At 35.1% G+C, this 24476-nt stretch carries 23 protein-coding genes; 13 read left to right on the top strand and 10 right to left on the bottom strand.

The features are described from left to right. Window positions 1–9: 9 nt before the first annotated feature. Complete coding sequence (locus NO995_RS15350; RefSeq protein WP_258228264.1) at window positions 10–777, bottom strand: OmpA family protein; 768 nt, start codon at window positions 775–777, stop codon at window positions 10–12. A gap of 192 nt (window positions 778–969) precedes the next feature. On the opposite strand from NO995_RS15350, the gene NO995_RS15345 reads away from it, so the two are divergent. Then, a complete protein-coding gene (locus NO995_RS15345) occupies window positions 970–1938 on the top strand; it encodes a bile acid:sodium symporter family protein (protein WP_258228263.1) in 969 nt (322 codons plus the stop codon). Here NO995_RS15345 and lipB read toward each other — a convergent pair. Together lipB and NO995_RS15335 are read right to left on the bottom strand one after the other, a co-directional pair. After that, window positions 1935–2633, bottom strand: coding sequence for a lipoyl(octanoyl) transferase LipB (gene lipB / locus NO995_RS15340; RefSeq protein ID WP_258228262.1), 699 nt, complete (start codon window positions 2631–2633; stop codon window positions 1935–1937). The two genes, NO995_RS15345 and lipB, sit on opposite strands and share 4 nt — an antisense overlap. Window positions 2634–2688: 55 nt before the next feature. Next, window positions 2689–2847: a YqaE/Pmp3 family membrane protein gene (locus NO995_RS15335; RefSeq protein ID WP_188224161.1), complete on the bottom strand. Its 159-nt coding sequence runs from the start codon at window positions 2845–2847 to the stop codon at window positions 2689–2691. Window positions 2848–3119: 272 nt separating this feature from the next. Here NO995_RS15335 and lysS point away from each other — a divergent pair, with 272 nt between their 5' ends. The 4 genes from lysS (at window position 3120) to NO995_RS15315 (ending at window position 9108) form a co-directional block, all read left to right on the top strand. Next, entirely contained in the window at window positions 3120–4814 is a 1695-nt protein-coding gene (gene lysS, locus NO995_RS15330) for a lysine--tRNA ligase (protein ID WP_258228261.1), read from the top strand. A 56-nt stretch (window positions 4815–4870) separates the two neighbouring features. After that, a complete protein-coding gene (locus NO995_RS15325) occupies window positions 4871–6931 on the top strand; it encodes an ATP-binding protein (protein WP_258228260.1) in 2061 nt (686 codons plus the stop codon). Between the two features lie 438 nt (window positions 6932–7369). Then, a complete protein-coding gene (locus NO995_RS15320; protein ID WP_258228259.1) occupies window positions 7370–8530 on the top strand; it encodes a hypothetical protein in 1161 nt (386 codons plus the stop codon). A gap of 98 nt (window positions 8531–8628) precedes the next feature. Continuing rightward, the gene (locus NO995_RS15315; protein ID WP_258228258.1) at window positions 8629–9108 is read left to right on the top strand and encodes a DUF4890 domain-containing protein; all 480 of its coding nucleotides are present in this window, start codon (window positions 8629–8631) and stop codon (window positions 9106–9108) included. Between the two features lie 73 nt (window positions 9109–9181). Here NO995_RS15315 and hemL read toward each other — a convergent pair whose 3' ends face one another. Genes hemL through NO995_RS15300 form a run of 3 tightly spaced genes read right to left on the bottom strand, consistent with a single transcriptional unit; the run spans window position 9182 to window position 12220 of the window. Further along, window positions 9182–10468, bottom strand: coding sequence for a glutamate-1-semialdehyde 2,1-aminomutase (hemL, locus tag NO995_RS15310; protein WP_258228257.1), 1287 nt, complete (start codon window positions 10466–10468; stop codon window positions 9182–9184). A 16-nt stretch (window positions 10469–10484) separates the two neighbouring features. Then, a complete protein-coding gene (locus NO995_RS15305; protein ID WP_258228256.1) occupies window positions 10485–11303 on the bottom strand; it encodes a glucosaminidase domain-containing protein in 819 nt (272 codons plus the stop codon). Between the two features lie 2 nt (window positions 11304–11305). Beyond that, window positions 11306–12220 carry a 1-aminocyclopropane-1-carboxylate deaminase/D-cysteine desulfhydrase gene (locus NO995_RS15300; RefSeq protein ID WP_258228255.1) on the bottom strand — a complete coding sequence of 305 codons (915 nt, stop codon included), beginning with the start codon at window positions 12218–12220 and terminating at the stop codon, window positions 11306–11308. A 397-nt stretch (window positions 12221–12617) separates the two neighbouring features. On the opposite strand from NO995_RS15300, the gene NO995_RS15290 reads away from it, so the two are divergent. The 3 genes from NO995_RS15290 (at window position 12618) to NO995_RS15280 (ending at window position 15375) form a co-directional block, all read left to right on the top strand. After that, window positions 12618–12782, top strand: a complete 165-nt coding sequence (locus NO995_RS15290; protein ID WP_240575331.1) for a DUF5522 domain-containing protein — start codon at window positions 12618–12620, stop codon at window positions 12780–12782. Window positions 12783–12933: 151 nt separating this feature from the next. Next, window positions 12934–13503, top strand: a complete 570-nt coding sequence (locus NO995_RS15285) for a DUF4136 domain-containing protein (RefSeq protein WP_258228254.1) — start codon at window positions 12934–12936, stop codon at window positions 13501–13503. A 111-nt stretch (window positions 13504–13614) separates the two neighbouring features. Then, window positions 13615–15375: an aromatic amino acid hydroxylase gene (locus NO995_RS15280; protein ID WP_258228253.1), complete on the top strand. Its 1761-nt coding sequence runs from the start codon at window positions 13615–13617 to the stop codon at window positions 15373–15375. On the opposite strand, the gene NO995_RS15275 is transcribed toward NO995_RS15280, so the two are convergent. The 4 genes from NO995_RS15275 to alaS all read right to left on the bottom strand — a co-directional run bounded on the left by NO995_RS15275 (window position 15376) and on the right by alaS (window position 20971). Continuing rightward, window positions 15376–16128 (bottom strand): enoyl-CoA hydratase/isomerase family protein, encoded by a 753-nt coding sequence (locus NO995_RS15275; RefSeq protein ID WP_258228252.1) that lies wholly within the window; start codon window positions 16126–16128, stop codon window positions 15376–15378. A 35-nt stretch (window positions 16129–16163) separates the two neighbouring features. Next, window positions 16164–16778, bottom strand: a complete 615-nt coding sequence (locus tag NO995_RS15270; protein WP_258228251.1) for a DUF4230 domain-containing protein — start codon at window positions 16776–16778, stop codon at window positions 16164–16166. A gap of 594 nt (window positions 16779–17372) precedes the next feature. Further along, window positions 17373–18320 (bottom strand): GSCFA domain-containing protein, encoded by a 948-nt coding sequence (locus NO995_RS15265; RefSeq protein ID WP_258228250.1) that lies wholly within the window; start codon window positions 18318–18320, stop codon window positions 17373–17375. A 38-nt stretch (window positions 18321–18358) separates the two neighbouring features. Then, the gene (gene alaS, locus NO995_RS15260) at window positions 18359–20971 is read right to left on the bottom strand and encodes an alanine--tRNA ligase (RefSeq protein ID WP_258228249.1); all 2613 of its coding nucleotides are present in this window, start codon (window positions 20969–20971) and stop codon (window positions 18359–18361) included. Between the two features lie 219 nt (window positions 20972–21190). On the opposite strand from alaS, the gene NO995_RS15255 reads away from it, so the two are divergent. From NO995_RS15255 to NO995_RS15235, 5 genes are all read left to right on the top strand, one after another. Continuing rightward, window positions 21191–22162, top strand: coding sequence for a M23 family metallopeptidase (locus NO995_RS15255; protein WP_240575317.1), 972 nt, complete (start codon window positions 21191–21193; stop codon window positions 22160–22162). Next, window positions 22162–22491: a MerR family transcriptional regulator gene (locus tag NO995_RS15250; RefSeq protein ID WP_240575315.1), complete on the top strand. Its 330-nt coding sequence runs from the start codon at window positions 22162–22164 to the stop codon at window positions 22489–22491. Before NO995_RS15255 ends, NO995_RS15250 begins: the two co-directional genes overlap by 1 nt. A 98-nt stretch (window positions 22492–22589) precedes the next feature. Next, window positions 22590–23186, top strand: coding sequence for a LemA family protein (locus NO995_RS15245; protein ID WP_258228248.1), 597 nt, complete (start codon window positions 22590–22592; stop codon window positions 23184–23186). Window positions 23187–23192: 6 nt separating this feature from the next. Then, the gene (locus NO995_RS15240) at window positions 23193–23630 is read left to right on the top strand and encodes a TPM domain-containing protein (RefSeq protein ID WP_258228247.1); all 438 of its coding nucleotides are present in this window, start codon (window positions 23193–23195) and stop codon (window positions 23628–23630) included. Between the two features lie 32 nt (window positions 23631–23662). After that, entirely contained in the window at window positions 23663–24448 is a 786-nt protein-coding gene (locus tag NO995_RS15235) for a YgcG family protein (RefSeq protein ID WP_258228246.1), read from the top strand. Window positions 24449–24476: the final 28 nt, after the last annotated feature.

The following is a 24476-nucleotide window of genomic DNA, read 5'->3' as shown; positions in this document are numbered from 1 at the left end:
GTTAGTTTTTTATTCTGTAATATGTATAGCTACTCTTCTATTCATTTGTTTGTTTTCAGGTGTATCATTTGGACGAAGTGGTTCTGTTTCCCCCTTACTCTCAACAGTAATTTTACTTTCATCAACACCCAAACTAATTAAATGAGCTTTATATTCATTTGCTCTTTTAAGTCCTAAATCTTCATTATATAGAGCCGGCCCATCACTATCGGTATGACCAACAATCAATATATTATCACCGGATGTCTTTAAAAAAGAAGTCAACTCATCAAAATATGCTAAAACAGATTCGTTTACAACTTCTTTATCTGAGTCATATTTATAAAACACAAACGTTCTGTCTAAATGCTCTATAATATCATCATTACGTGTTACCCATTTATATTTTAACTCGTGTAACATATTTGATTTTGCTTCTTCACAATCTCCGGCAAATCTAGAATCAGTAATAATATCTTCTGATGATAACTCTGTAAATAATAACTTTACCATCTCGGCCCGACTAATACCATCCTGTTCTGTTTCGGAAGTAAAATAAGGTCCTACAAGCAGTAATTTTTTTCCTTTACCAACTCCGGTTAAAATCTCTTGTTTTTTCTCAGGCCATAAATCGTTGGTAATAATTTCACCTGTGTCGCAATCAAAAATTAAAGGTCCGTAACTAATTTCCGGCACAGGCTCCGGACAACATACTACTGTTTCCTTATACCAACACCAGCTAAACCAAGCCAGAATAAGGAAAAGAATAAAGAGTACGAGTACTAATATTTTTCTCATATTATTAAGGTTTTTAAAGTAAGTTAATGTATGAAAAAAAATAATAAAAATCTGATTTTCAGCATCATAATTTCTTAATCGAACATAAGAATTAACATTCAGATTACAATTGAATTGAAGAAACATTTCCTTCCATTATTATTACTACTTTTAACCTTCAATATTGAATAATTAATTTGAAGAATTATCAGAATGAAAATTGACCGATTTGTCTTAGCCATTATTTCAATTATAACCTTAGCTTATTTTTTTCCGCAATTGGGAAGCAAAGACAGTAAAGTTCCTCTCGATTTGATTGGAAGTATAGGCATCTCGTTAATTTTCTTTTTCTACGGACTAAAATTGAGTCCTGAAAAAATAAAACACGGACTAAAAAACTGGAAACTGCATATTCTTATTCAGCTCACAACATTTCTACTTTTTCCTATTTTAATTATACTTTTTAAAGGTTTTATACAAGGTGAAGAAGGACAAATGCTTTGGTTGTCCTTTTTGTTTTTGGCAGCATTACCATCTACAGTATCATCATCGGTAGTAATGGTATCAATGGCAAAAGGCAATATTCCTGCCGCTATTTTTAACGCCAGTATATCTGGATTAATAGGTATCGTAATTACCCCGTTATGGATGGGTCTATTCTCTAAATTTACAGCAACCGACTTTAACCTTGGTGAGATTTATATAAAATTACTTTTAGAAATCCTGGCTCCGGTTATTTTAGGGATCCTGCTTCAAAAATACGGACAAAGCTTTGTAAAAAAATATCAGCACCAACTGCCGCTATTTGACAAATCGGTTATCTTATTGATTATATACAAAAGTTATGCGCACTCCTTTGAAGATGGTGTTTTTAGTACGCTTAACCTTTTAGATTTGTCAATGGTATTTACAGCAATCGTGATACTATTTTTTGCAGTTTATTTTTTAACCGGATTTCTATCAAAAAAATTAGGGTTTAGCGAAGAAGATAAAATTACAGCTCAATTTTGTGGCACAAAAAAATCATTGGTACACGGTACAGTCTTTTCGAAAATACTATTTCCAAGCACCATGCCAATAGGATTAATATTGCTTCCGCTGATGCTGTTTCACGCGTTGCAAATATTCATTATTAGCATTATTGCTTCTAAAATATCACGAAGAGAAATTGCAACAGCTTAAATAAATTCGGCTTCAAAAAGGGTTTTAAAGTGTTTCAGAAGTTTTTCTTTCACCTCGTTTTCATCAACATGAGAAACGCCCAGTTCAACGTTTAACGAAGTCACCGCTTTACCACGAATACCACAAGGAATAATATTATCGAAATAACCTAAATCGGCATTGACATTCAGAGCAAATCCGTGCATAGTTACCCAACGACTCGCACGCACACCCATAGCACATATTTTACGGGCAAAGGGTGTTCCTACATCTAACCACACCCCGGTTTCACCTTCACTACGCTCGGCTTTTAAACCGTATTCCTGCAAGGTTAAAATTATCATTTCTTCTAAAAAACGCAGGTACTTATGAATATCAGTAAAGAAATTATCTAAATCCAAAATGGGATATCCTACAATTTGCCCAGGACCGTGATAGGTAATATCTCCGCCACGGTTAATTTTATAAAAGGTCGCTCCTTTTTTTGATAATTCTTCTTCTCCTAATAACAGATTTGAAAAATCGCCACTTTTCCCTAAAGTGTATACATGCGGATGCTCAACAAACAAGAAATAATTATTGGTGTCATCTTCAGATTCTTCTCTCTTATTCTTAATTTTAGAATCTACAATACCTTTAAATAATTCCTCCTGATAATCCCAGGTTTCTTTATAATCCTTTAATCCTAAATCCTGTAGTTGTATGCACTTATTCATAGACTGCAAAATTAAGACAAATCCAATTACTGAAACAGTTAAATACTTGGTTTAACTAATTCTTAGGATTATTTAAAATCACTAAAGCGGCAATAACGCCAGGCACCCACCCGAAAAAGGTTAAAATAAGAACGATTAAAATAGATCCGCAGCCTTTATCTAATACTGCTAATGGCGGACAAATAATAGACAGTAATACTCTCCAGAAACTCATGATTTTGATTTTTTATTGTTTTTGATTGATGACTTTTGTTTGACGCAAAATTATGCCTTTTGTTACAAACTGCGTTAGCGATTACATATGCTCACCTATATTTTTTTTGGAAGGAAATCGTGAATACTAAAAGCATTTGCAGAAAACTACCGTAAAATAATTAAAACGCGACCTTTAGGTAACGCCAAAATTTCACAAATTATTAGGTATGTTACCTTAATGATTATGTTTATCTTTGTGCCTTTAAAAAATTATACTCAGCATTTTAGAATATGTCGCAATTATCAGAGCAAGAACTTGTACGTAGAGAAAAATTAGTAAAATTACGCGAATTGGGCGTTAATCCGTACCCAGCAGATTTATATCCTGTAACGCATACATCGAAACAGATAAAAGAGAATTTTGAAGCTGACAAAAAGGTGGTTATTGCAGGTCGTTTAATGATGATTAAGGTGCAAGGGAAAGCCAGTTTTGCCGAATTACAAGATGCCGATGGTAAGATACAAGTGTATTTTAACCGTGATGAAATTTGTCCGGGAGAAGACAAAGAAAAATACAACGAATTATTTAAAAAACTAATCGACTTTGGTGACTTTGTTGGTATAGAAGGAGAGTTATTCACAACACAGGTAGGTGAAAAAACCGTTAAGGTAAAAGACTTCACTTTATTGAGTAAAGCCCTAAAACCGCTACCATTACCAAAAGAAAAAGATGGTAAAGTATACGATGCATTTACAGACCCGGAACAACGTTACAGACAACGTTATGCCGATTTAGTAGTTAACCCGCACGTTAAAGAAATATTTATTAAGCGTACCAAATTATTCAACGCCATGCGTTCGTTTTTTAACGACGCTGGTTATTTTGAGGTAGAAACACCGGTATTACAATCTATCCCTGGAGGTGCTGCCGCAAGACCGTTTGTTACGCACCACAACGCTTTAGACATTCCGTTATACATGCGTATTGCCAACGAGCTTTACTTAAAGCGCTTAATTGTTGGTGGTTTTGACGGGGTTTACGAGTTCTCTAAAAACTTCCGTAACGAAGGGATGGACAGAACGCACAACCCGGAGTTTACAGCTATGGAAATCTATGTGTCTTACAAAGATTACAACTGGATGATGGATTTCTGTGAGCGTTTATTAGAGCATTGTGCTATAGCAGTAAACGGTTCTACTAAAGCGAAGTTTGGTGAACACGAGATCGACTTTAAAGCACCTTATGCTCGAGTAACCATGGCCGATTCTATCAAACATTTTACAGGTTTCGATATTACTGGAAAATCAGAAGACGAAATTCGTGCCGCTGCCAAAGGTATGGGTATTGAAGTTGACGATACTATGGGTAAAGGAAAACTGATTGATGAAATTTTTGGTGAAAAATGTGAAGGCAACTACATTCAGCCAACTTTCATCACCGACTACCCTAAAGAAATGAGTCCGTTATGTAAAGAACACCGCGAGAATCCGGATTTAACAGAGCGTTTCGAGTTGATGGTTTGTGGTAAAGAAATTGCCAATGCATATTCTGAATTAAACGACCCTATCGATCAACGTGAGCGTTTTGAGCACCAAATGGAATTAGCTAAAAAAGGTGATGACGAAGCTAACGGGGTTATTGATTACGACTTTTTACGTGCATTAGAATATGGTATGCCTCCTACATCGGGTATGGGTATTGGTATGGACCGATTAATTATGTTCTTAACCAATAATCAATCTATTCAGGAAGTGTTATTCTTCCCGCAAATGAGACCAGAGAAAAAGACAGTTACTTTAAGCGATAACGAAAAGGCTATTTTTGAAGTGTTAAAAGCTAAGAAAAGCCTTCCTTTAAATGTACTTAAAGAAGAAAGCGGTTTAAGCAACAAAGCCTGGGATAAAGGTATTAAAGCCTTAACTAAGCATAAGTTAGCCAATGTTATTAAAACCGATAGCGATTTAATTGTTGAGCTAATTTCTTAAAACTTTTTTATATTAGAGCCTAGTTAAAAACAAAATATAAAATCTGGTAACAGCTTATGATTAAAAAGATAAAAATTGATTTAATTATAGCCGTTACCATTTTTTTTGTCCTTTCTTTAGCTAAACTTTACATCTACAAAGTTTCTAAAGACGAATACGCTTCCGTAATTGATGAAGATATTCAACATACAGGTGAACTTATATCTAAAGAGTTTGAAAACATTATCCACTCGGATATTGCCCGGTTAGAAAATTTAAAAAGTCGCCTGGAATTTACTAATGGTGACTATTTTAAAAACTGGGAACACGATGCCAATTTACTTCTGGAGCAGAATGATTCTTTTAAATTTATTGAATGGATAGACAGCTCAATGATTATCAGAAGCATTTATCCTTCTGAAGAAAACAAAAAAGCACTGAATCTTGATATCTCAACACTAGATTATCGAAGAGACGACTGGCTAAAACATTCTAAAAACGGAACCACAAATATTACGCATTGGTTAGATTTAAAACAATCTGGAGAGGCATTTTTGGTTGATGTCCCTGTATATTTTGATAATAAATTTCAAGGAACAATCACTGCCGGTATGGATTTTAAATCCAATTTCGACCGTTTGGCAAACCATTTGGAAGACCAGTATGTCATAGAATTTTATGACGACAAAGGCTTGGCATTTTATCAATTAAACAGTGCTATAAAACTTAATAGTAAAACCAATCCGGTTTATACTAAAAATTTAACCATTGACTCCGGAGACAACCAAAACTGGCAACTGAATATTTATCCATCAAAAAAACTATTGCTAGCTGAAGGAAATACCATTATAGATGTCGCATTTGTTGTTGGTATATTTTTGGCATTTGTTGTTTCATCCTTAATCTTCTTTTATCTGCAAGCCAAAAAAAGTAGTCGTTTGGCACTGCAATCCAACGAAACCCTTACCAAATTAAACCATACTTTAGAGCAAGAAAAAAACAGAGCTAAAAAAGCGTCGCAGGCTAAAACCGAATTTCTATCAAATATGAGTCATGAAATTCGAACACCCTTACATGCTATTATAGGTTTTATAGAATTACTTAAGAGTGAAAGTTTATCTCCCGTCCATAAAGAATATGTCGATTTAATGGATAAATCCTCAAGCAATCTATTAAGTCTGGTTAACGACATTTTAGATTTCGATAAAATTGAATCTGGAAACACCGAGCTCGAGGAAAACATTTTTACACCATTAAATAAAATTAAAAAGCTTGTAGATGTTAATCAGTTTCTGTTCGTAAAAAAGAACCTGTACTTAAACACCAACTTTAATGATGTTTCAGGAACAACCGTAATAGGCGATTTAAACAAAATGCTTCAGGTTATTAACAACCTCCTTAAAAACGCCTTAAAATTCACTAAAACGGGCGGTGTAACCATTAGCTATTCTGAAACCGTTATTAAAGATCAGCTTAAACTTGTTATTAGCATTGAAGACACAGGCATTGGGATACCAAAAGACAAACTAAATACAATCTTTAACCGATTCACTCAAATCGAAAATAGTGTCAAAAAAGAACACGAAGGAAGCGGACTTGGTCTTGCCATATGCAAAAACCTTGTAGAAATGATGGGAGGCGATATTAGTGTTGAAAGTGAATTTGAAAAAGGCACCAAATTTACTGTGTCGTTTATGTTTAAAATAACCAAAGATATTGTTCAAAAGAAAAATCTGGATTTAAAGAAAAGTATTAACGCTTCCGATTTAAACGTACTTATTGTAGACGATAACAATCTAAACATTATTGTTCTTAAAAAATTCCTGCAGGATTTAGGCATTAATGCAGATACAGCAAATAATGGAAAAATAGCTCTCGACCGTTTTAATGAAAAGAAATATCAGCTTATTTTTATGGATATTCACATGCCGGAAATGGATGGTTGGGAAGCCACAAAATATATAAGAGAGGTTGACAACGAGGTTATCATATTCGGTTTATCAGCCAATGTAACTACCGAAGCCATTAACAAAGCCATTGAAAGCGGTATGAACAACTACCTAACCAAACCCTTTAAAAAGGAACGTTTATACAAACTATTACAATTCCATTTTAACAACGAAACCCACGTTGTTTAGCTTTTTAATTTTCAATTCATACAAATAAAAAAGCCCAGTAATTTACAATTACTGGGCTTTCACAAACTAACCAACTAAACTTAATTTATTAACTAACTAATAACTTCAATATTAAAAAGTATGAATTTTTAACTTATGAGCATTACTTGTTTCAAATAAACTACTCTGCAAAGATTCAGCTTTTTTCCCATGTACTAAAGATATTTAGAAATGTTTAACACCAAAAAGGTCAATTTTATACCTTCTTTAAGACAAAAACCTATAACTGTTAAAATTTTTAAGAAAAAAAGTGTCTTAACTACACTAAAAAATAATCTTAACGCAACATAAACTTAATATTAGAAGTTAGTTTCTTTTCCATATTTTTATAATATGCCAACAAAAAACCTCTTCTATTTTATATTTTTCATATTCAGTCATTGCTGGGCACAACAAAATATGAATATCTTAAAGAATGGCATCGACACCCCAAACACCTTAGGCACCCATCATTTTGGTATTTTTAGTTCCAGAATTAGTAGAAATTTTAAAGCTCATGTCCCAGAAAATATCGGGATTAGTTTCAATTCATCAAGTGGAAATGTATTTCATCCCTTTGTTGAAGCCTACTTTCCAAAAAATCCTGAGGTTAGGCTGGAACAAAGCCAAGTAAAATGGCATGACCGCGCATTTTTCTTTCTCGATCAGGAAACTACCCCTGCCCATTATATGAATATTTTAGTTGATGCTGTAATTAAAGAATTTCGTTTTGAGATCGATATTCCAATAGCAAAACAACATGAACTGGACATTTCATTGCGTTCGCACCTTATTACAAAAGGTAAATATCCTTTATCTATTTTTACAAGTGATGAATTTATTGAATGGACCCACAGCACAATTATTGCCAAAGAAGACCCTTACGGGCGTCGTTACTATGGGTTAAATCAAGCTAATATTGCGTATTTAGACCGCAACGGAAACACTTTAGAACTTCATAACAATGATTTTATTTTCAGTGGAATAGAATTCAACCATTACTTCTACCCTAATTTTAACTTTAACAGAACAAAAGATATTTTCATCAACTTTGGAAGTCATCTAGGATGGAATACTTCAAAATATAACCATTCATTAGATATTGGTATTTCAGCAAATGGTTTAAAAACCTTCAATCTGAAAAATAACTATCAACTTAATTTGGGACTTGCATTCAACCTACTTCGTAAGAACATTATCAACTTTAACAATTCTATCGATTTGGGGAATAATCCTTTTTTAGGCACAGGTGAAGCCGATATAGAACTTACGAAATTCACAAAAAACAATCATTATCATGCCCTTGGAGTTAACTACCAGCTTCAAAGTCGATATAATAAAAAAGAAGAAGCCTCCTACTATCAGCTCATAGGAAAATGGCAGGAAATAAGAGGTGGCTGGCACCATGGCATTTCTACTCTATACAAGACATTAACCTATTGGGCCTTCACTTATACCTATGGCTGGAATACAGGTAAACTTTCGGTATATCTTAAGGAAGATTTTCTTGTAAATAACGCAGCAGACCTACAATCTGGCATTAATTTCAGTTTTCCCATTTTTCACAAAAAACACCTCTAACCAAAACATTATCAACTGTTAATAATCGTTAAAGTTTAAATTAACATTAAACCTTTTCATCTTTAGCAGGTCTTAAATGCAAATAAAACTTTTAAACGATGAAAAAAATTATAGCTATCGCAATCGCTTTGATATCACTACAAGGTATTGCACAAGAGAGAAGACAATTTGCAGATCGTATGGAGAGACCTCATAGAATGAACGACCTTACTCCAGAACAAGCCGCAACGCTGAGAACAAAACACATGACCTTGAATTATGATTTAACCAAATCTCAGCAGGACGAAATATATAAATTGAATTTAGAAAACGCCAAGGCTAAAAAGGACATGATGGAGTCTTTAAAAGCTAAAAAAGAAAGTGGTGAATGGCAAAAGCCAAGCAGTGAGGAGCGTTATAAAATGATGAATGACCGCTTAGACCATCAAATAGCTGTAAAAGCTAAAATGAAAAATATCTTAACAAAAGAGCAGTATTCTAAATGGGAAGATACTCAGGCTAAGATGAAACAAAGAGCTCAGAAAATGAAAAAAGATATGCCTCAAAGACAATTTGAAGGCAAAAGTGATAGAAAATAATATAGTTTAGTTAGTTTTTGACTATAGTTTGGTTGGTTAAAAGCGCGTTTCTGTTGAAACGCGCTTTTTATTTTTATAAGCCTTTTGCAACTTTATTTACCGCATTAATGGTAAAATCTAAATCATCATAAGATAAAGCATCAGTAATAAACCAGGTTTCAAAAGCACTTGGTGCAATGTAAACGCCTTCGTTTAATAAACCGTGGAAGAACTTTTTAAAGGTGTCGTTATTTCCTTTAGCCGCCGTTGTAAAATCGACTACCTCAGCTTCATCAAAATGAACGGAAATCATCGATCCAACACGATTTATAGTATGAGCGATATTATTATCTGATAAGACCTTAGCAATGCCTTTGTGCAAATATTCAGTTTTCTCTGCTAAACGGTTGAAAATTTCAGGCTCTTCATTCAATGCTGTTAACATAGCTAAACCTGCCGCCATTGCTAATGGGTTTCCACTTAATGTTCCTGCCTGATATACCGGTCCAAGAGGCGCTAAATGATTCATAATTTCATTTCTGGCAGCAAAAGCTCCAACAGGTAAACCACCACCAATTACCTTTCCAAAACAAACGATATCGGCTTTAATTCCAAATAATTCCTGAGCTCCACCTTTAGCTAAACGGAAACCGGTCATGACCTCATCAAAAATTAACAAGATATTGTTCTCATCACAAACTGTTCTTAATTTTTGTAAAAAGTCATTTTGAGGAGGAACACAGCCCATATTTCCGGCAACTGGCTCAATAATAATACAAGCAATCTCGTTTGGATTGGCTGCAATTAATTCCTTTACGTTATCAATATCATTATAATTAGCTAACAGGGTATCTTTTGCAGTGCCTTGAGTTACTCCTGGACTATTTGGTGTACCAAACGTACTGGCTCCACTACCCGCCTGAATTAAAAACGAATCACTGTGACCATGATAACAACCAGCAAATTTTACAATCTTATCTTTTCCTGTAAATCCACGAGCCAATCTTACGGCACTCATACAAGCCTCGGTTCCCGAATTTACAAATCTAATTTTATCAATATTTGGCACCATAGAAACAGCCAATTCTGCAATTTCTGTTTCAATTTCGGTTGGCATGCCAAAAGAAGTTCCCTTTTTTGCTTTTTCAACAACAGCATCAACAACCGGTTGATAAGCGTGACCTAAAATCATAGGTCCCCAGGAATTTATATAGTCTATAAGTTTATTACCATCTTCATCATACAAATACGCACCTTTAGCTTCTTTCACAAAAATAGGTGTTCCTCCAACACCCTTAAAAGCTCTTACCGGTGAATTAACACCTCCGGGAATAACCATTTCTGCTTCGGCAAATAATGCGCTACTGCGTTTATAATTCATATCTGTTTTTATTATTTTAATTTGTTGAAATCAGTAATTCCTGACCAATACTAATATTGGTTCCGTTTAACCCGTTTAATCGCTGAATATTTTGCACCGTCGTATTATATCGTTTAGAAATGGAATACAGTGTATCTCCTTTAAGTACGGTATGAACGGTATTGTTGTTTTGTACGTCTTCTTTTGAATAATCGATGCGTTCGTAAGCTGTTCCTAAAACTTCTTCGTCGTATTTATGTAAATCGTAACGCTCGATTAAACTGATTAATTTATCAGGATACTTTCTATCGGTCGCGTAACCCGCTGCTTTAAGTCCGCGAGCCCATGCTTTATAATCACCAGCTTTTTGTTTGAATAAATCAGCGTAACGTTTTCTTTCCGTTAGGAATAACGAGTGGTCTCTAAAAGAATATTTAGCATCAACATATTTTCTGAAACATTCCTGATCTTTATCGTCGTCGTGATAAATTCTGGCACCCGTCCACTCATGACATTTTATTCCGAAGTGGTTATTAGCTTCAACTGACAAACGTCCGTTTCCTGACCCAGATTCTAATATACCTTGAGCCAAGGTAATACTCGCCGGAATATTATACAGTTGCATTTCGGTTTTAGCAACATCTTTATAAGTATCAATATATTTTTCGGTAGCACTGGCATAAACCTTAGTTTCCTCAACTGGTTTATTTTCAACAGGTTTTGTGTTAGTTTCACGTTCTCGAACTACAACCCGCTCGGTAGTTGGTTTTGTTCGTTTTGTTGTCGTGGCTACTTTTTTAGTTTTACAACTTGTTAGTACAGCTAACAGACATAATACAACCCAAAATTTATTCATTCTTATATTTCTATTAATGGTAAATGTTTCTTTTTTAAAACCGCATTCATCCCTGAAATACCTTGCAAGCCTCCGGTATGAATGGCTAATATTTTTGCTCCCTCAGGAAAATAGCCCTGATTTATTAATTCCTGAATACCGAACATCATTTTTCCAGTATAAACAGGATCTAAAGGGATCTGATTTTGCTCTTTGAACACATTTATAAAATGCACCAATTCCTGATTAATCTTAGCATAACCTCCAAAATGGTAATCGGTTATTAATTTCCAGTTGGATTTCGACACAAATTTACTAATATCTTCCTTTAAAAAATCGCCTTTTAAAGCGGGAAATCCTAAAACTTGTTGACCAGGTTTTGAACAATTTATCAATCCAGAAATAGTTCCTCCCGTACCAACAGGACAACAGACATAATCGAACATGTCGTCTTCTTCAGTTAAAATTTCTTCACAGCCTTTTACTGCTTGAATATTGGTTCCTCCTTCAGGCACCAAATAAAAGGCTCCGAATTTCTCCTTTAACTGATTAATAAAGTCTTCAGAAGTCTTTTCCCTATATGCTTCACGACTTACAAATTCAAATTGCATACCGCAAGATTTTGCAAATTTTAAGGTGGGATTATCTTCAATTTTAGACTCTAATTCTTCCCCTCGAATAATGCCAATACTTTTAAATCTGCAAACTTTTCCAGCCGAAGCCACTGCAGCAATATGATTTGAAAACGCCCCTCCAAAAGTCAACAGCGTTTTAAATCCTAACTTATCAGCTTCAAGAATATTGTATTTTAGTTTGCGATATTTATTTCCGGATACAAAATCATGAATCCGGTCTTCGCGTTTTATAAACACTTCTATTCCTTGTGTATTAGGAAGATCTACTTTCTGATTGACGCTTTGATCTAATTGAAATATCATAACTGCGAAGATACTTTAAAAAACTCCAAAATGGACGATGCTTTAAATAATCTAAATCAAATTCATTTGCAAAAGCCTCTCGTTCAAACGAAATATTTCTGTAAGCCAAATACCTGGTTTTGTATTGAAATAATCGTATTAAAAATTCAATACCATAAAAGAGATAGAAAAACACAATCAACAATTCTAGTTGTTGCCATAAATGAATATGTTCGTGATTTATAAAAACACTATTTGTTTTAAGACGTTTATCATTTAAAAACACAAAAGGGAACAAGGTTATTCCCGAATACCCCTTTGGAACCATATATTTTGATATTATAATCACCCCTACTTTGAAAACCTGAACTTTACCAAAAATATTACAAATCTCATAAAATACAGTACTTTTGCCCCTATGAAAAAGATAATACCTATTGAAGAAGGCGATTATTACCTAACCCCGGAAGGCTATCGTTGTTTTACTGAACAATACCATTTAAAACGTGGCTATTGCTGCGAAAGTGGTTGCAGACATTGTCCGTATGGGTTTAATGCTAAAACCAACAAACAAGAACGCTAAACCAGGACACCTGCAAACCAATTACTTGGTACGATTCTTGATGCTTTTTATATAATTTAACTGACAACAAAGGCTGTGTTAAAACTTTACTTTGTTTAAATTATTCACTTTTAGTTTATTAAATTTACTATAACCATAAAAAAATTGCATCATGAAACATGTACTTAAAATTGCTCCGATTTTCGCACTTCTCTTTGTTGTAACCTCATGTAGCTCGATTAAAGTTGCTACAGATTACGATAAGAATGCCAATTTTACTACGTATAAAACATTTGCCTTTTACAAAACAGGTATCGATAAAGCTGAAATTAACGATTTAGACAAACGCCGAATTTTACGCGCCATTGAAGCCGAGCTATTAGCAAAAGGCTTCACAAAATCTGAAAATCCTGATTTATTAGTTAGCCTATTTACAAAATCTAACCAACGTGTAGATGTTTACAATAACGCCTGGGGCTATGGTGCCTGGGGTTGGGGCGGCTGGGGTCCTTATGGCGCAGGTTTTGGTCCTGGTTGGGGCTGGGGTTGGAATCAGCCAACGGCAACTACCAGTACAGAAGGTGTTTTATTTATTGACCTAATAGATGCTAACAAAAAGGAACTGGTTTGGCAAGGCATGGGAACTGGCTACCTAACACAAAATATGGAAAAGAAAGAAGCCCTTATAAAAGAGTTTGTAGCCGAGATATTAGCTGAATATCCTCCGGGACAAAAAAAATAATCAAGTATAAAAAGCAACTTTACAAAGTTGCTTTTTTGTTTTATTTAACACGCTATCATCAATCATGTTTTACATAATTTGTATCTTTATTTTACAACTAAAACTAAAAACATGACACCAAACAATGTGGAATCTAATCCTATTTTAGATCGTCTACCAAAACATCTTTTACAATATATAAAACCCCAGAATTACGAGCATTATTCTGCGATCGACCAGGCTGTTTGGCGCTACGTGATGCGTAAAAATGTAGACTTCTTAAGTTCGGTAGCGCATAAATCGTATTTACAAGGTTTAAAACAAACCGGCATTTCTATCGATAGTATACCGAACATGTACGGCATGAACCGCATTTTAAAAGATATTGGCTGGGCTGCCGTAGCTGTAGATGGCTTTATCCCTCCTAATGCGTTTATGGAATTTCAGGCATACAATGTTCTGGTTATTGCAAGTGACATTAGACAATTAGAACATATTGAATACACACCTGCTCCCGATATTATTCATGAAGGTGCAGGGCACGCTCCCATTATTGCAAATCCGGAATATGCTGAATATTTACGCCGATTTGGAGAAATTGGCTGTAAAGCGATTTCTTCGGCTAAAGATTATGAACTTTATGAAGCCGTTAGACATCTATCCATTATAAAGGAGGCACCTAATTCTTCAAAAAAAGCGATTGCTGAAGCAGAACAAAAAGTAGAAGATTTACAGCAAAACATGGGTGACCCCAGTGAAATGGCACTCATTAGAAATCTACATTGGTGGACCGTTGAGTATGGCTTAATCGGAACTGTTGAAAACCCAAAAATTTATGGAGCCGGACTCTTATCATCTATTGGTGAAAGTGCCTGGTGTATGACAGATGCTGTAGAAAAATTTCCATATACCATTGAAGCCACTTATCAGGATTTCGATATTACCAAACCGCAACCTCAACTTTATGTAACGCCAAATTTTGCGCATTTAAGTCTGGTTTTGGAAACCTTTGCCAACACTATGGCATTACGTAAAGGCGGACTCATGGGTGTTAATAAATTAATTACTTCAAACGCATTAGGAACTATAGAATTGAGCACCGGCATACAAGTTTCAGGAATATTTACTGATGTCATTGAAGACAATGGCTTACCAATTTACATTCAAACTACAGGTCCTTCGGCTCTAGCCTATCGAGAAAAAGAGCTGGTTGGTCATGGTACACTTACCCATCGCAAAGGATTTGGTTCTCCTATTGGAAAACTGAAAGGCATCAATCTCGCTATTGAAGATATGAGCCCTAGAGATTTAAAAGCTTATAATATTTTTGAAGAAGAAGCCGTAACACTTGAATTTGAAGGCGATATTATTGTTTCGGGTGAAATCATTACCGGCAAACGAAACCTTCAAGGTAAAATCATTCTCATTAGTTTTAAAAACTGTACCGTAACCCATCACAGTAAAGTATTATTTAAACCGGAATGGGGCGTTTACGATATGGCGGTTGGTAAATCGGTAGTTTCTGCATATTCTGGTCCTGCCGACCTAAACAGTTTCGATTTAATTACGCATAAACCAACTTCTGAGACTATTCATATTAAAAAAACAGAAAATCAATTAAAATTAGAATCACTTTATCAACAAGTTAGAGATTACCGAGACGGTAAAAACAAAACTATTTCACGAACTAAGGTACTCGATGAACTTATTGAGCATTTCCCAACGGATTGGTTACTTCCTGTTGAGTTATATGAATTGGCTTTCAAAGGCAATGAAACGCTATTATGCGAACGCATACTAAATCACTTGGAACACATAAAACAAAACAAACCCCAAGTTGGCAAACTCATTGATGATGGTCTGGAAATTATTAAGAATACAGTAAACGTATAATTATTTGAATCGTTGTAAAGTATCTTTGGTGAACTTACTCAGAACAAGTGTCCCGCTAATTTTGGCGCGTTCGCTAAGTAGTGTATCCCAGTTTTCGGTATGTTCCCAAAGTACTTTTTTCATTTGCTTCAAGGCTTCCGTATTATAACCTGCTAATTTTTCAGCGAAACTTTCAACAGCTTTGTCTAACGCAATAATATCTTCAAAAACTTCTGCAAAAAGACCGTTTTCCTTAGCCCATTCCGAAGTAAAAAAAGTTTCCGCATTCAGGGTCATCTGCGACATGGCATTTAATCCAATTCGGCGGGTCACAACGGGTTCAATAACAAACGGCCCGATACCAATACTTAATTCACTTAGCTTAACGGATGCAAATTGGGTTGCGAAGCAATAATCGGTAGCAGCAACCAAACCAACGCCACCTCCAACGGCTTTTCCCTGAATACGACCTATTATTAACTTAGGACTTTTTCGCATGGCATTAATAACTTTAGCAAAACCAGAAAAAAACTGCTCACCAGTTTCGGCATCTTCAATTGCAATTAATTCATTAAAACTGGCACCGGCACAAAATGTTCGGTCACCTCCACTTTTTAAAACCAATACAGCAATAGTTTCATCGTTTCCTGCTTTTACAATGGTTTCTTCTAATTCAGACAACACATCGCTGGGCATAGCATTGTGCTGCGGATGATAAAATTCAATATATCCTACTTTATTTTTAACTTCTAAAGTAACGTAAGCCTGATTCATAAATATTCCTTTTCGGGATGAAGATACGTAAAAAACTAAAGTTTCAAATTCTTAAGCTCATCACCTTTAATTATGGGGGTGTTATCGTATTGTAATGTCCACCCTAAAGAATTAGTTAAAATATAGAGTTTAGATAATTCACTTACCAATCTGTTTTTCGCATTAGATTTAATCTCTGAGGCTTCAATTTTCTCCTGTAATGTTTTGTTTATTATACTTTTAATATCATTATAATCTTTAGCTTCAAAAGGATTAAAAAACCCAAACTGAACATCGTAATATTCTATATCAGGATAAATTTTCACTTCTTCTTCCGGAATACGTAAAATCGTTAAGGTTTTATGTTTTTCATCAATTTTAAATTCCAGTTTACTTAAATCGTAGGCCACAGTAACATCGGCATTCACAACAACCAATGCTGTTTTTTCAGAAGTAAAATAATCACCTAATATTTCCTTGGAATTTTTGTAGTTGTAAATTTCACTAAAACGCCCTTCGGTAACCACCAGTTTACCGACATTTTTAATTTCCTTTTCAATAAGGGCACTATGCTCTTTAAGCGTAATGTCCTCCTGACGCTTATCTTCACAATATTTTATAACCAGTAAAACGAATAGAGTAATAAAGACTCCTAATAATATTTTTCGCATCCCTAAAATTAAATATTATTTTAGAATTTAAAAGTGGTGAAATGCGAAATATTTAGGCAAAAAAAAACACTAGTTGCTTCGACATATAAAGCCTAACTAATGTAATTTTGATTAATAGCAATACAAAGATAGAAGTGTAATTTAGAAATTAGATTAAGTAAATATTATGCTTATTTTAATTTAAAATGAACTTTGTTTTGTTTGCGTCTAACTAATAAAATTTAGATGAAAAAACACTAGTTGCTTCGACATAAAAAGCCTAACTAATGCAAAAATCAACTAATTCTAAACAGTTGTAAAATTCGGTTAATTACTTTGAGAAACTATTACCCAAAAGTTATAAAAAGGTTATTGGTTTATAAACATAAAAAAACATCAACCGCATAATCGAATTTTCGAGCCCCGCAATTGATGTTTCTAATATGAATTGATTAATAGCTTAATAAAATTAATTCATTTTAGGTAACAGATGTGAACTTTTCGATTAAGTGTTATAAAAAAAGACCATCCGCAATACCTCACAACACATTGTTAACCAATATATTACAATTAAGGCTTATTCCCACATAACTTATAGGTTTTGTACTATTAATTTTAGAATTTTATGTGATTAAATTTATTTTGAATCTCTTCTTTTTTAATTTCAAGACGTCCCAAAAAGGTTTTATGCGCTTCAGAATCTGGATTAAATGGTTTATGCTGAAGTCCTTTTTGAATCTCATTTACAGATTCCATCGTTTTTTGTGCTTCCTTTGAAATCCAGATACTGCAAAATTTTTCCCAGATATAATCAACAGCTACCGAACTTGGATGCAACATATCGTCGTTATAAAAACGGTAATCGCGAAGTTCGTCCATCATGATTTCAAATGATGGGAAATAAAACACATTCTCCTGATTCACTAACTGATGAATGGCAGAAATGAGATGCGCCTTACTTTGTGTATTTTCTGTAAAGCCATCTTTTATGTGACGTACCGGTGATACTGTAAAGATGATATTTGCTTTCGGGTTAACCGACTTAATCATCCTTTTAATTTCCTCCAAAGACACTTTAACCTCATCAACTGTCAACAACACTTTATCAAATTGCCTTTGTGGTACTTTATGGCAATTCGCTACGAAAGCATTCGTTTCTTTAAAACGATACACCCACGCCGTTCCTAATGTAATAATAACATGTGTGGTCTGGTTAATTTGGTCCTGCGTTTGCCGAAGCGCTGCATTCAAATTATGTAATAAATCCTCTTTTGAAGTATGACTCAATTTAGAATGCGCATCAAAACAATGCCATTGTTCATTATGAAACACCAAATCAGACTCCTTATAAAAATTATTCTGAATTGCTCTGTTCACTAAAGTTTCAATGGCTTTGGGATTAAACAAAATACCAAATGGGTTTTGAAGACTTTTAAATTTAAAATAGCTGAATTTCTCTCCTATATTTTCAACAAAACACGAACCTAACAATAATAGGTTGGAATCATAATCTATCAGATTATTGGTTTGTTGTTTTAATGGTATTTCTGTTTGGAACTTCATATAAAAAAGATTCCCGCTTTCGCGGGAATATTAATTTATTAAGCAATAAAATCTTTAGCTTTTTCTAAGGCTTCCTGAATTCCTGCTGGGTTTTTACCTCCAGCAGTTGCAAAGAACGGCTGGCCACCGCCACCACCTTGAATATACTTACCAAGATCTCTAACTACCTGACCGGCATTTAAGCCTTTATCGGCTACCAGATTTTTAGAAATATAACAAGACAATAAAGCTTTACCATCGTTTTCAGCTGCTAACAATAAAAATAAATTATCAACTTCGCCTCCAAGTTCAAACGCCACATCTTTAATGCCTGCTGCATCCAGATCCAATTGCTTTGCTAAAAACTGAACACCGTTAACTTCGGTTAATTCGCTTTTAAGCTCTCCCTTAACATTCTTAGCTTTATCTTTTAACAAGGCTTCAATTTGCTTTTTAAGACCTGCATTTTCATCTTGTAAATTCTGTAAGGCTTTAACCGGCTCCTGAGCATTGTTAAGTAAAGCCTTCATTTCGAAATATGCTTGGTTATTATCGAAATAAAATTCTTTTGCTGCATCGTGAGTAATCGCTTCAATACGACGAATTCCTGCCGCTACAGCTCCTTCTGAAACAATTTTAAAATGCCAGATATCTGAAGTGTTTTTTACATGCGTTCCTCCACAAAGCTCTATAGATTGTCCGAAACGAATCGCACGAACAGTATCGCCGTACTTCTCTCCGAATAAACTCATGGCGCCTTCTGCAATCGCTTCTTCCTTTGGAATATTTCGTTTTTCTTCTAATGGCAATTTACCTTCGATACGCGCGTTAACAAAATTTTCAACATCACGTAACTCTTCATCAGTTAATTTTGAAAAATGAGAAAAGTCAAAACGTAACGACTTACTCTGTACCGCACTACCTTTTTGTTCTACATGCGTTCCTAATATTTCACGTAAGGCCTGATGTAATAAGTGCGTTGCCGAGTGATTAGCTTCGGTACGCGCACGTTCTTCATCATCTACAATAGCTTTAAAAGTACCATTTACATCTTCAGGAAGTTCTTTTGCAAAATGAATAATAACGTTGTTCTCCTTCTTTGTATCTAAAATATAAGTTACATCTCCATTAGCCGCTTCAATATATCCTTTATCTCCAACTTGCCCTCCTCCTTCTGGATAAAATGGTGTAATGTTGAATACCAACTGGTACATTTCTCCGTCCTTTTTGGAAACTACTTTTCTGTATCGTGTAATTTTCACATTTGCAGTAAGTGTATCGTACCCAACAAATTCTTCATCGGCATCGTCGTAAAGAATTGTCCAATCGTCTGTACTCATTTCACTTGCTGCACGTGAACGTGTTTTTTGTTTTTCAAGCTGAACTTTGAATCCTTCCTGATCTAACTTTAAACCTTTTTCATTAAGAATAAGCGCGGTTAAATCGATTGGAAAGCCATAAGTATCGTATAATTCGAAGGCTTTTTCACCCGAAACAGTATCACCTTTAGTTTCTTCAACAATACGGTTTAATAAGACTAAACCTTGCTCTAAGGTTCTTAAGAATGAATTTTCTTCTTCCTTAATAACATTTTCAACAATTTGTTTTTGTGACTTAATCTCCGGGAACGCATGTCCCATTTTTTGAGCCAATACCTCAACCAAACGGTAAATAAATGGCTCTTTTTTATCTAGGAAGGTGAATCCGTAACGTACGGCACGACGTAAAATTCTACGAATAACATAACCTGCTCCGGTGTTGCTTGGTAACTGACCATCGGCAATAGCAAAGGCTACAGCACGCACGTGATCTGAAATTACTCGAATAGCAATATCGGTTTTTTCATCTTTTCCGTATTCTTTATGTGTAATGGCTTCAATCTCTCTAATAATTGGCGTAAACACATCGGTATCGTAGTTTGATTGTTTTCCCTGTAAAACCATACATAAACGCTCAAAACCCATTCCGGTATCGATATGTTTATCTGGAAGACTTTCTAAACTTCCATTCGCTTTACGGTTGTATTGCATGAATACCAGATTCCAGATTTCAACCACCTGCGGGTGATCCATATTTACTAAATCTTTACCTGCTATTTTTGCCTTTTCTGCAGCCGAACGAATATCTACGTGAATCTCGCTACATGGTCCGCATGGTCCCTGGTCTCCCATTTCCCAGAAGTTATCCTTCTTGTTCCCCATTAAAATACGATCTTCTGGAACAAACTGCTTCCATAACTCGTAAGCTTCGGTATCCATCCCTAGACCATCTTCCTTATCACCTTCAAAAACGGTTACATATAAAATATCTTTATCGACACCAAACTCTTCGGTAAGTAACTCCCAAGCCCAAGCAATCGCCTCCTTTTTAAAGTAATCACCAAAACTCCAGTTTCCTAACATTTCGAATAAGGTGTGGTGATAGGTATCGTACCCAACTTCTTCTAAATCGTTATGCTTTCCTGAAACACGTAAACACTTTTGTGTGTCGGCAATACGATTGCTTTTAGGCACGGCATTTCCTAAGAAATACTCTTTAAAAGGTGCCATACCCGCATTGATAAACATTAGGGTTGGATCGTCTTTTAACACCATAGGTGCCGATGGTACAATTGTGTGCTTTTTTTCTTCAAAAAAACTTAAAAACTTAGATCGAATATCTTGTGACTTCATTTATATAAAATGGTTACTATGTTTATTAAATTACATTAATTACAAAACAAATTTTTATCTTTACTTCCTTGACAAAATCAAACTTATAAAAACTACTTTACATTTGCTATCCTTAGGGTTCACTTCTAATAATAATTCAAATGTTTGGTCGTTTGCTTTAAGAAAAAACAAATTCGAATTGCATTTAATATAAAGTGCAAAAATAGAATAAATTAAGAAATGAGTAAGGTAAAATATTATTACGATTCAGAATCGTTATCATATAAGAAAATAGAACGCAAAAAAAGGACAACTTTAAAGTATGCTTTTGTGTTTATATTGGGAGCTGCTCTTTTTGGTTTTCTGTTTGTTTTTATTGCAAGTCAATATATCGAATCGCCTAAAGAGCGTGCTTTAAAGCGTGAACTACAAAATTCTCAATTACAATTTGAATTATTAAACAAAAAAATGGCGGAAGCCGAAGCCGTTTTAACCGATATCGCCGATCGTGACAATAATATCTACCGCGTTTATTTTGAAGCCAACCCTATTCCGGAAGAACAACGCAAAGCTGGTTTTGGGGGTATTAACCGTTATAAAAACTTAGAGGGCTTCGATAATTCGAAACTGATTATAGAAAGTAACAAGCGATTAGACATCTTACAAAAACAGATTGTTGTACAATCGAAATCTCTGGATGAAATTACTAAACTTGCTGAAGAAAAAGAAAAATTACTGGCAGCCATCCCTGCAATTCAACCGGTAAGCAATAAAGAACTAACACGTATGGCCTCGGGTTACGGTATGCGTTCAGATCCGTTTACTAAAGTTCGAAAAATGCACTGGGGTATGGATTTTACCGCCCCTCGAGGCACTCCTATTTATGCCAGTGGAGACGGCGTTGTTGAACGTGCCGACAATGGCTCCAGTGGTTACGGAAACCATATTCGCATTAATCACGGCTATGGTTACGTTAGTTTGTATGCCCATTTGTATAAATACAATGTTAAAAAAAATCAGAAAGTACAACGCGGCGACCTTATAGGTTTTGTGGGTAGTACCGGTCGCTCTGAAGCACCGCATTTACACTACGAAATATTTAAGGACGGGCAACGTATAAACCCTATTAATTTCTACTACGGAAGTTTAACTGCCGAAGAGTTTAACGAGTTATTAGAACACGCCTCAATGGAAAACCAATCATTAGACTAATGCAAATAGAACTACCCGAAAAACGTTATTATAGTATTGGCGAAGTTGCTAAGGCATTTAATGTGAACACCTCGTTAATACGCTTTTGGGAAAAAGAATTTGATGCTCTTAAACCCAAGAAAAATGCCAAAGGTAACCGTAAGTTTACACCAGAGGACATTAAAAACCTGAAACTTATTTACCATTTGGTTAAAGAACGTGGGTTTACTCTTGAAGGTGCCAAAATACATTTAAAAGAAGGCAAAAAAGACACCCTGTCCAATTTTGAAATTATAAGTAAACTCGAAGAAGTTAAAAATCAGCTTATAAAAATTAAAGAGCACCTTTAATTGTTAACTTTTAGAAATTCTTTTTTAGATGAAGTAACATTCAGTAAAAAAGTGCGTCTAACAATCGTTAATTAAAAACACATTAAACTTATATAATTATGAAAAAATGGTTACCGTGGATTATTGTTGCAATAATTGTTTTCGGATTATACTCATGGGGTAAAGGCTTTAACAATACAGCTGTTACTCTAAACGAAAATGTTGGTGAAGCCTGGGGTAATGTACAAACCTCTTACCAACGCAGAAACGACCTTATTGGTAATTTGGTAAACACAGTAAAAGGTGCTGCCGATTTTGAACGCAAAACCCTTACCGATGTTATTGAAGCACGTGCTAAAGCTACGTCAATCAGCATCGATCCTAACAATATTACACCAGAACAATTAGCCCAGTACAACCAGGTGCAAGGTGGCTTAAGTGGTGCGTTAAAAAGTTTATTAGTAACCGTAGAGCGTTACCCGGAACTGAAAGCCAATCAGAATTTCTTAAAGCTTCAGGACGAATTAACAAGCACGGAGAACACGATTCAAACGGCAAGAACACGTTACAACGAAGCTATTAAACCTTATAATGTTCATATAAAAACATTCCCGAATTCGTTATTGGCTGGTATATTAAACTTCGATAGCAAACCGTATTTTGATGCTGAAGCTGGTGCTGAAAAACCTGTGGATGTAGAATTCGATTTTAACTAAAACACCATGTCTAAAGTAGAAGATTTCCTTACTGAAAGCGAAGAACAGGAAGTCGTAGAAGCCATACGCAAAGCCGAGTTAAAAACCTCTGGTGAAATTCGGGTACACCTTGAAAAAACATCAAAAGGTGATGCCTACAAACGTGCCTTGGAAGTTTTTCATTTATTAAAAATGGATAACACCAAAGAACAAAACGGCGTATTAATTTACGTGGCTGTTGAAGACAAAGCGTTTGTTATTTGTGGTGATAAAGGCATCAACGATGTGGTACCTAAAGATTTCTGGAATAGCACCAAAGACGTTATTCAATCACATTTTAAAGCCGGTAATTTCAAGCAAGGCTTAGTTGATGGCGTTTTAAAAGCAGGCAAAGAACTCGAAACACATTTCCCCTGGCAACATGGTGATGTTAACGAACTGTCGAACGACATTTCTAAAGGCTAAAAAATATGCAATTTTTCAAAACATTACCCCATTTGAAGACCTTAATCGTAACACTAACGCTCATCCTATTTGTAGGAAACCTTGGTTTTGCCCAATTCAATATACCCGAAATACCAAAAGAACAAACCAGTGTTTACGATTATGTAGGATTACTTTCTAATGCCGAAAAATCGAACTTAGAGCGTAAACTCATTAAATATTCCGATACCACCTCAACACAAATTGTAGTGGCTATTATTGGATCAACCAACGGTGAAAATATTGGTTTATTAACACCGCGCTGGGCACACCAATGGGGCATTGGACAAGCTAAGGAAGATAACGGTGTTTTTATTTTATTAGCGAGAGACGATCGCAAAATATGGATTTCTCCGGGCTATGGTGTTGAAGATAGATTGACTGCTGGTATTGTTGGTGAAATTGTTAGAAATGTTATTATCCCCGAATTCAAAACAGGTGATTATCATCAAGGCTTAAATAAAGGTACCGATGCTATTTTTGACGTCCTTACCGGAGCTTACAAAGGCACACGAAAAGCAGATGCTAAAAAAGATAATTCATCAAAGTTCTTTTTCATATTAATCATTATCATCTTTATCGTTATTGCCCTTTCCAAAAACAAACGTGGAGGTGGTAATAATCATAGAGGCGGAAACAGACATGGCGGTTTCGACATTTGGGATGCCATCATTCTGAGTAATATGGGACGTGGCGGATTTGGTGGAAGCTCCGGCGGAGGTTTTTCCGGTGGCGGCGGATTTGGTGGTGGTTTCGGAGGCGGCGGTTTCTCAGGAGGAGGCGCTGGTGGAAGCTGGTAACAACAAAACATAAAAAAAGCGCTGAATG

Origin of the sequence: Aestuariibaculum sp. M13 (assembly GCF_024723255.1) — a bacterium.
Classification (GTDB): domain Bacteria; phylum Bacteroidota; class Bacteroidia; order Flavobacteriales; family Flavobacteriaceae; genus Aestuariibaculum; species Aestuariibaculum lutulentum.
The sequence above is the reverse complement of the archived record's forward strand: the minus strand, read 5'-3'. Positions and strand labels throughout refer to the sequence as shown.

Coding starts and splice junctions, on each gene's coding strand:
- NO995_RS15350 (WP_258228264.1), bottom strand. CDS start 777: ATGAGAAAAATATTAGTACTCGTACTCTTTATTCTTTTCCTTATTCTG.
- NO995_RS15345 (WP_258228263.1), top strand. CDS start 970: ATGAAAATTGACCGATTTGTCTTAGCCATTATTTCAATTATAACCTTA.
- lipB (WP_258228262.1), bottom strand. CDS start 2,633: ATGAATAAGTGCATACAACTACAGGATTTAGGATTAAAGGATTATAAA.
- NO995_RS15335 (WP_188224161.1), bottom strand. CDS start 2,847: ATGAGTTTCTGGAGAGTATTACTGTCTATTATTTGTCCGCCATTAGCA.
- lysS (WP_258228261.1), top strand. CDS start 3,120: ATGTCGCAATTATCAGAGCAAGAACTTGTACGTAGAGAAAAATTAGTA.
- NO995_RS15325 (WP_258228260.1), top strand. CDS start 4,871: ATGATTAAAAAGATAAAAATTGATTTAATTATAGCCGTTACCATTTTT.
- NO995_RS15320 (WP_258228259.1), top strand. CDS start 7,370: ATGAATATCTTAAAGAATGGCATCGACACCCCAAACACCTTAGGCACC.
- NO995_RS15315 (WP_258228258.1), top strand. CDS start 8,629: ATGAAAAAAATTATAGCTATCGCAATCGCTTTGATATCACTACAAGGT.
- hemL (WP_258228257.1), bottom strand. CDS start 10,468: ATGAATTATAAACGCAGTAGCGCATTATTTGCCGAAGCAGAAATGGTT.
- NO995_RS15305 (WP_258228256.1), bottom strand. CDS start 11,303: ATGAATAAATTTTGGGTTGTATTATGTCTGTTAGCTGTACTAACAAGT.
- NO995_RS15300 (WP_258228255.1), bottom strand. CDS start 12,220: ATGATATTTCAATTAGATCAAAGCGTCAATCAGAAAGTAGATCTTCCT.
- NO995_RS15290 (WP_240575331.1), top strand. CDS start 12,618: ATGAAAAAGATAATACCTATTGAAGAAGGCGATTATTACCTAACCCCG.
- NO995_RS15285 (WP_258228254.1), top strand. CDS start 12,934: ATGAAACATGTACTTAAAATTGCTCCGATTTTCGCACTTCTCTTTGTT.
- NO995_RS15280 (WP_258228253.1), top strand. CDS start 13,615: ATGACACCAAACAATGTGGAATCTAATCCTATTTTAGATCGTCTACCA.
- NO995_RS15275 (WP_258228252.1), bottom strand. CDS start 16,128: ATGAATCAGGCTTACGTTACTTTAGAAGTTAAAAATAAAGTAGGATAT.
- NO995_RS15270 (WP_258228251.1), bottom strand. CDS start 16,778: ATGCGAAAAATATTATTAGGAGTCTTTATTACTCTATTCGTTTTACTG.
- NO995_RS15265 (WP_258228250.1), bottom strand. CDS start 18,320: ATGAAGTTCCAAACAGAAATACCATTAAAACAACAAACCAATAATCTG.
- alaS (WP_258228249.1), bottom strand. CDS start 20,971: ATGAAGTCACAAGATATTCGATCTAAGTTTTTAAGTTTTTTTGAAGAA.
- NO995_RS15255 (WP_240575317.1), top strand. CDS start 21,191: ATGAGTAAGGTAAAATATTATTACGATTCAGAATCGTTATCATATAAG.
- NO995_RS15250 (WP_240575315.1), top strand. CDS start 22,162: ATGCAAATAGAACTACCCGAAAAACGTTATTATAGTATTGGCGAAGTT.
- NO995_RS15245 (WP_258228248.1), top strand. CDS start 22,590: ATGAAAAAATGGTTACCGTGGATTATTGTTGCAATAATTGTTTTCGGA.
- NO995_RS15240 (WP_258228247.1), top strand. CDS start 23,193: ATGTCTAAAGTAGAAGATTTCCTTACTGAAAGCGAAGAACAGGAAGTC.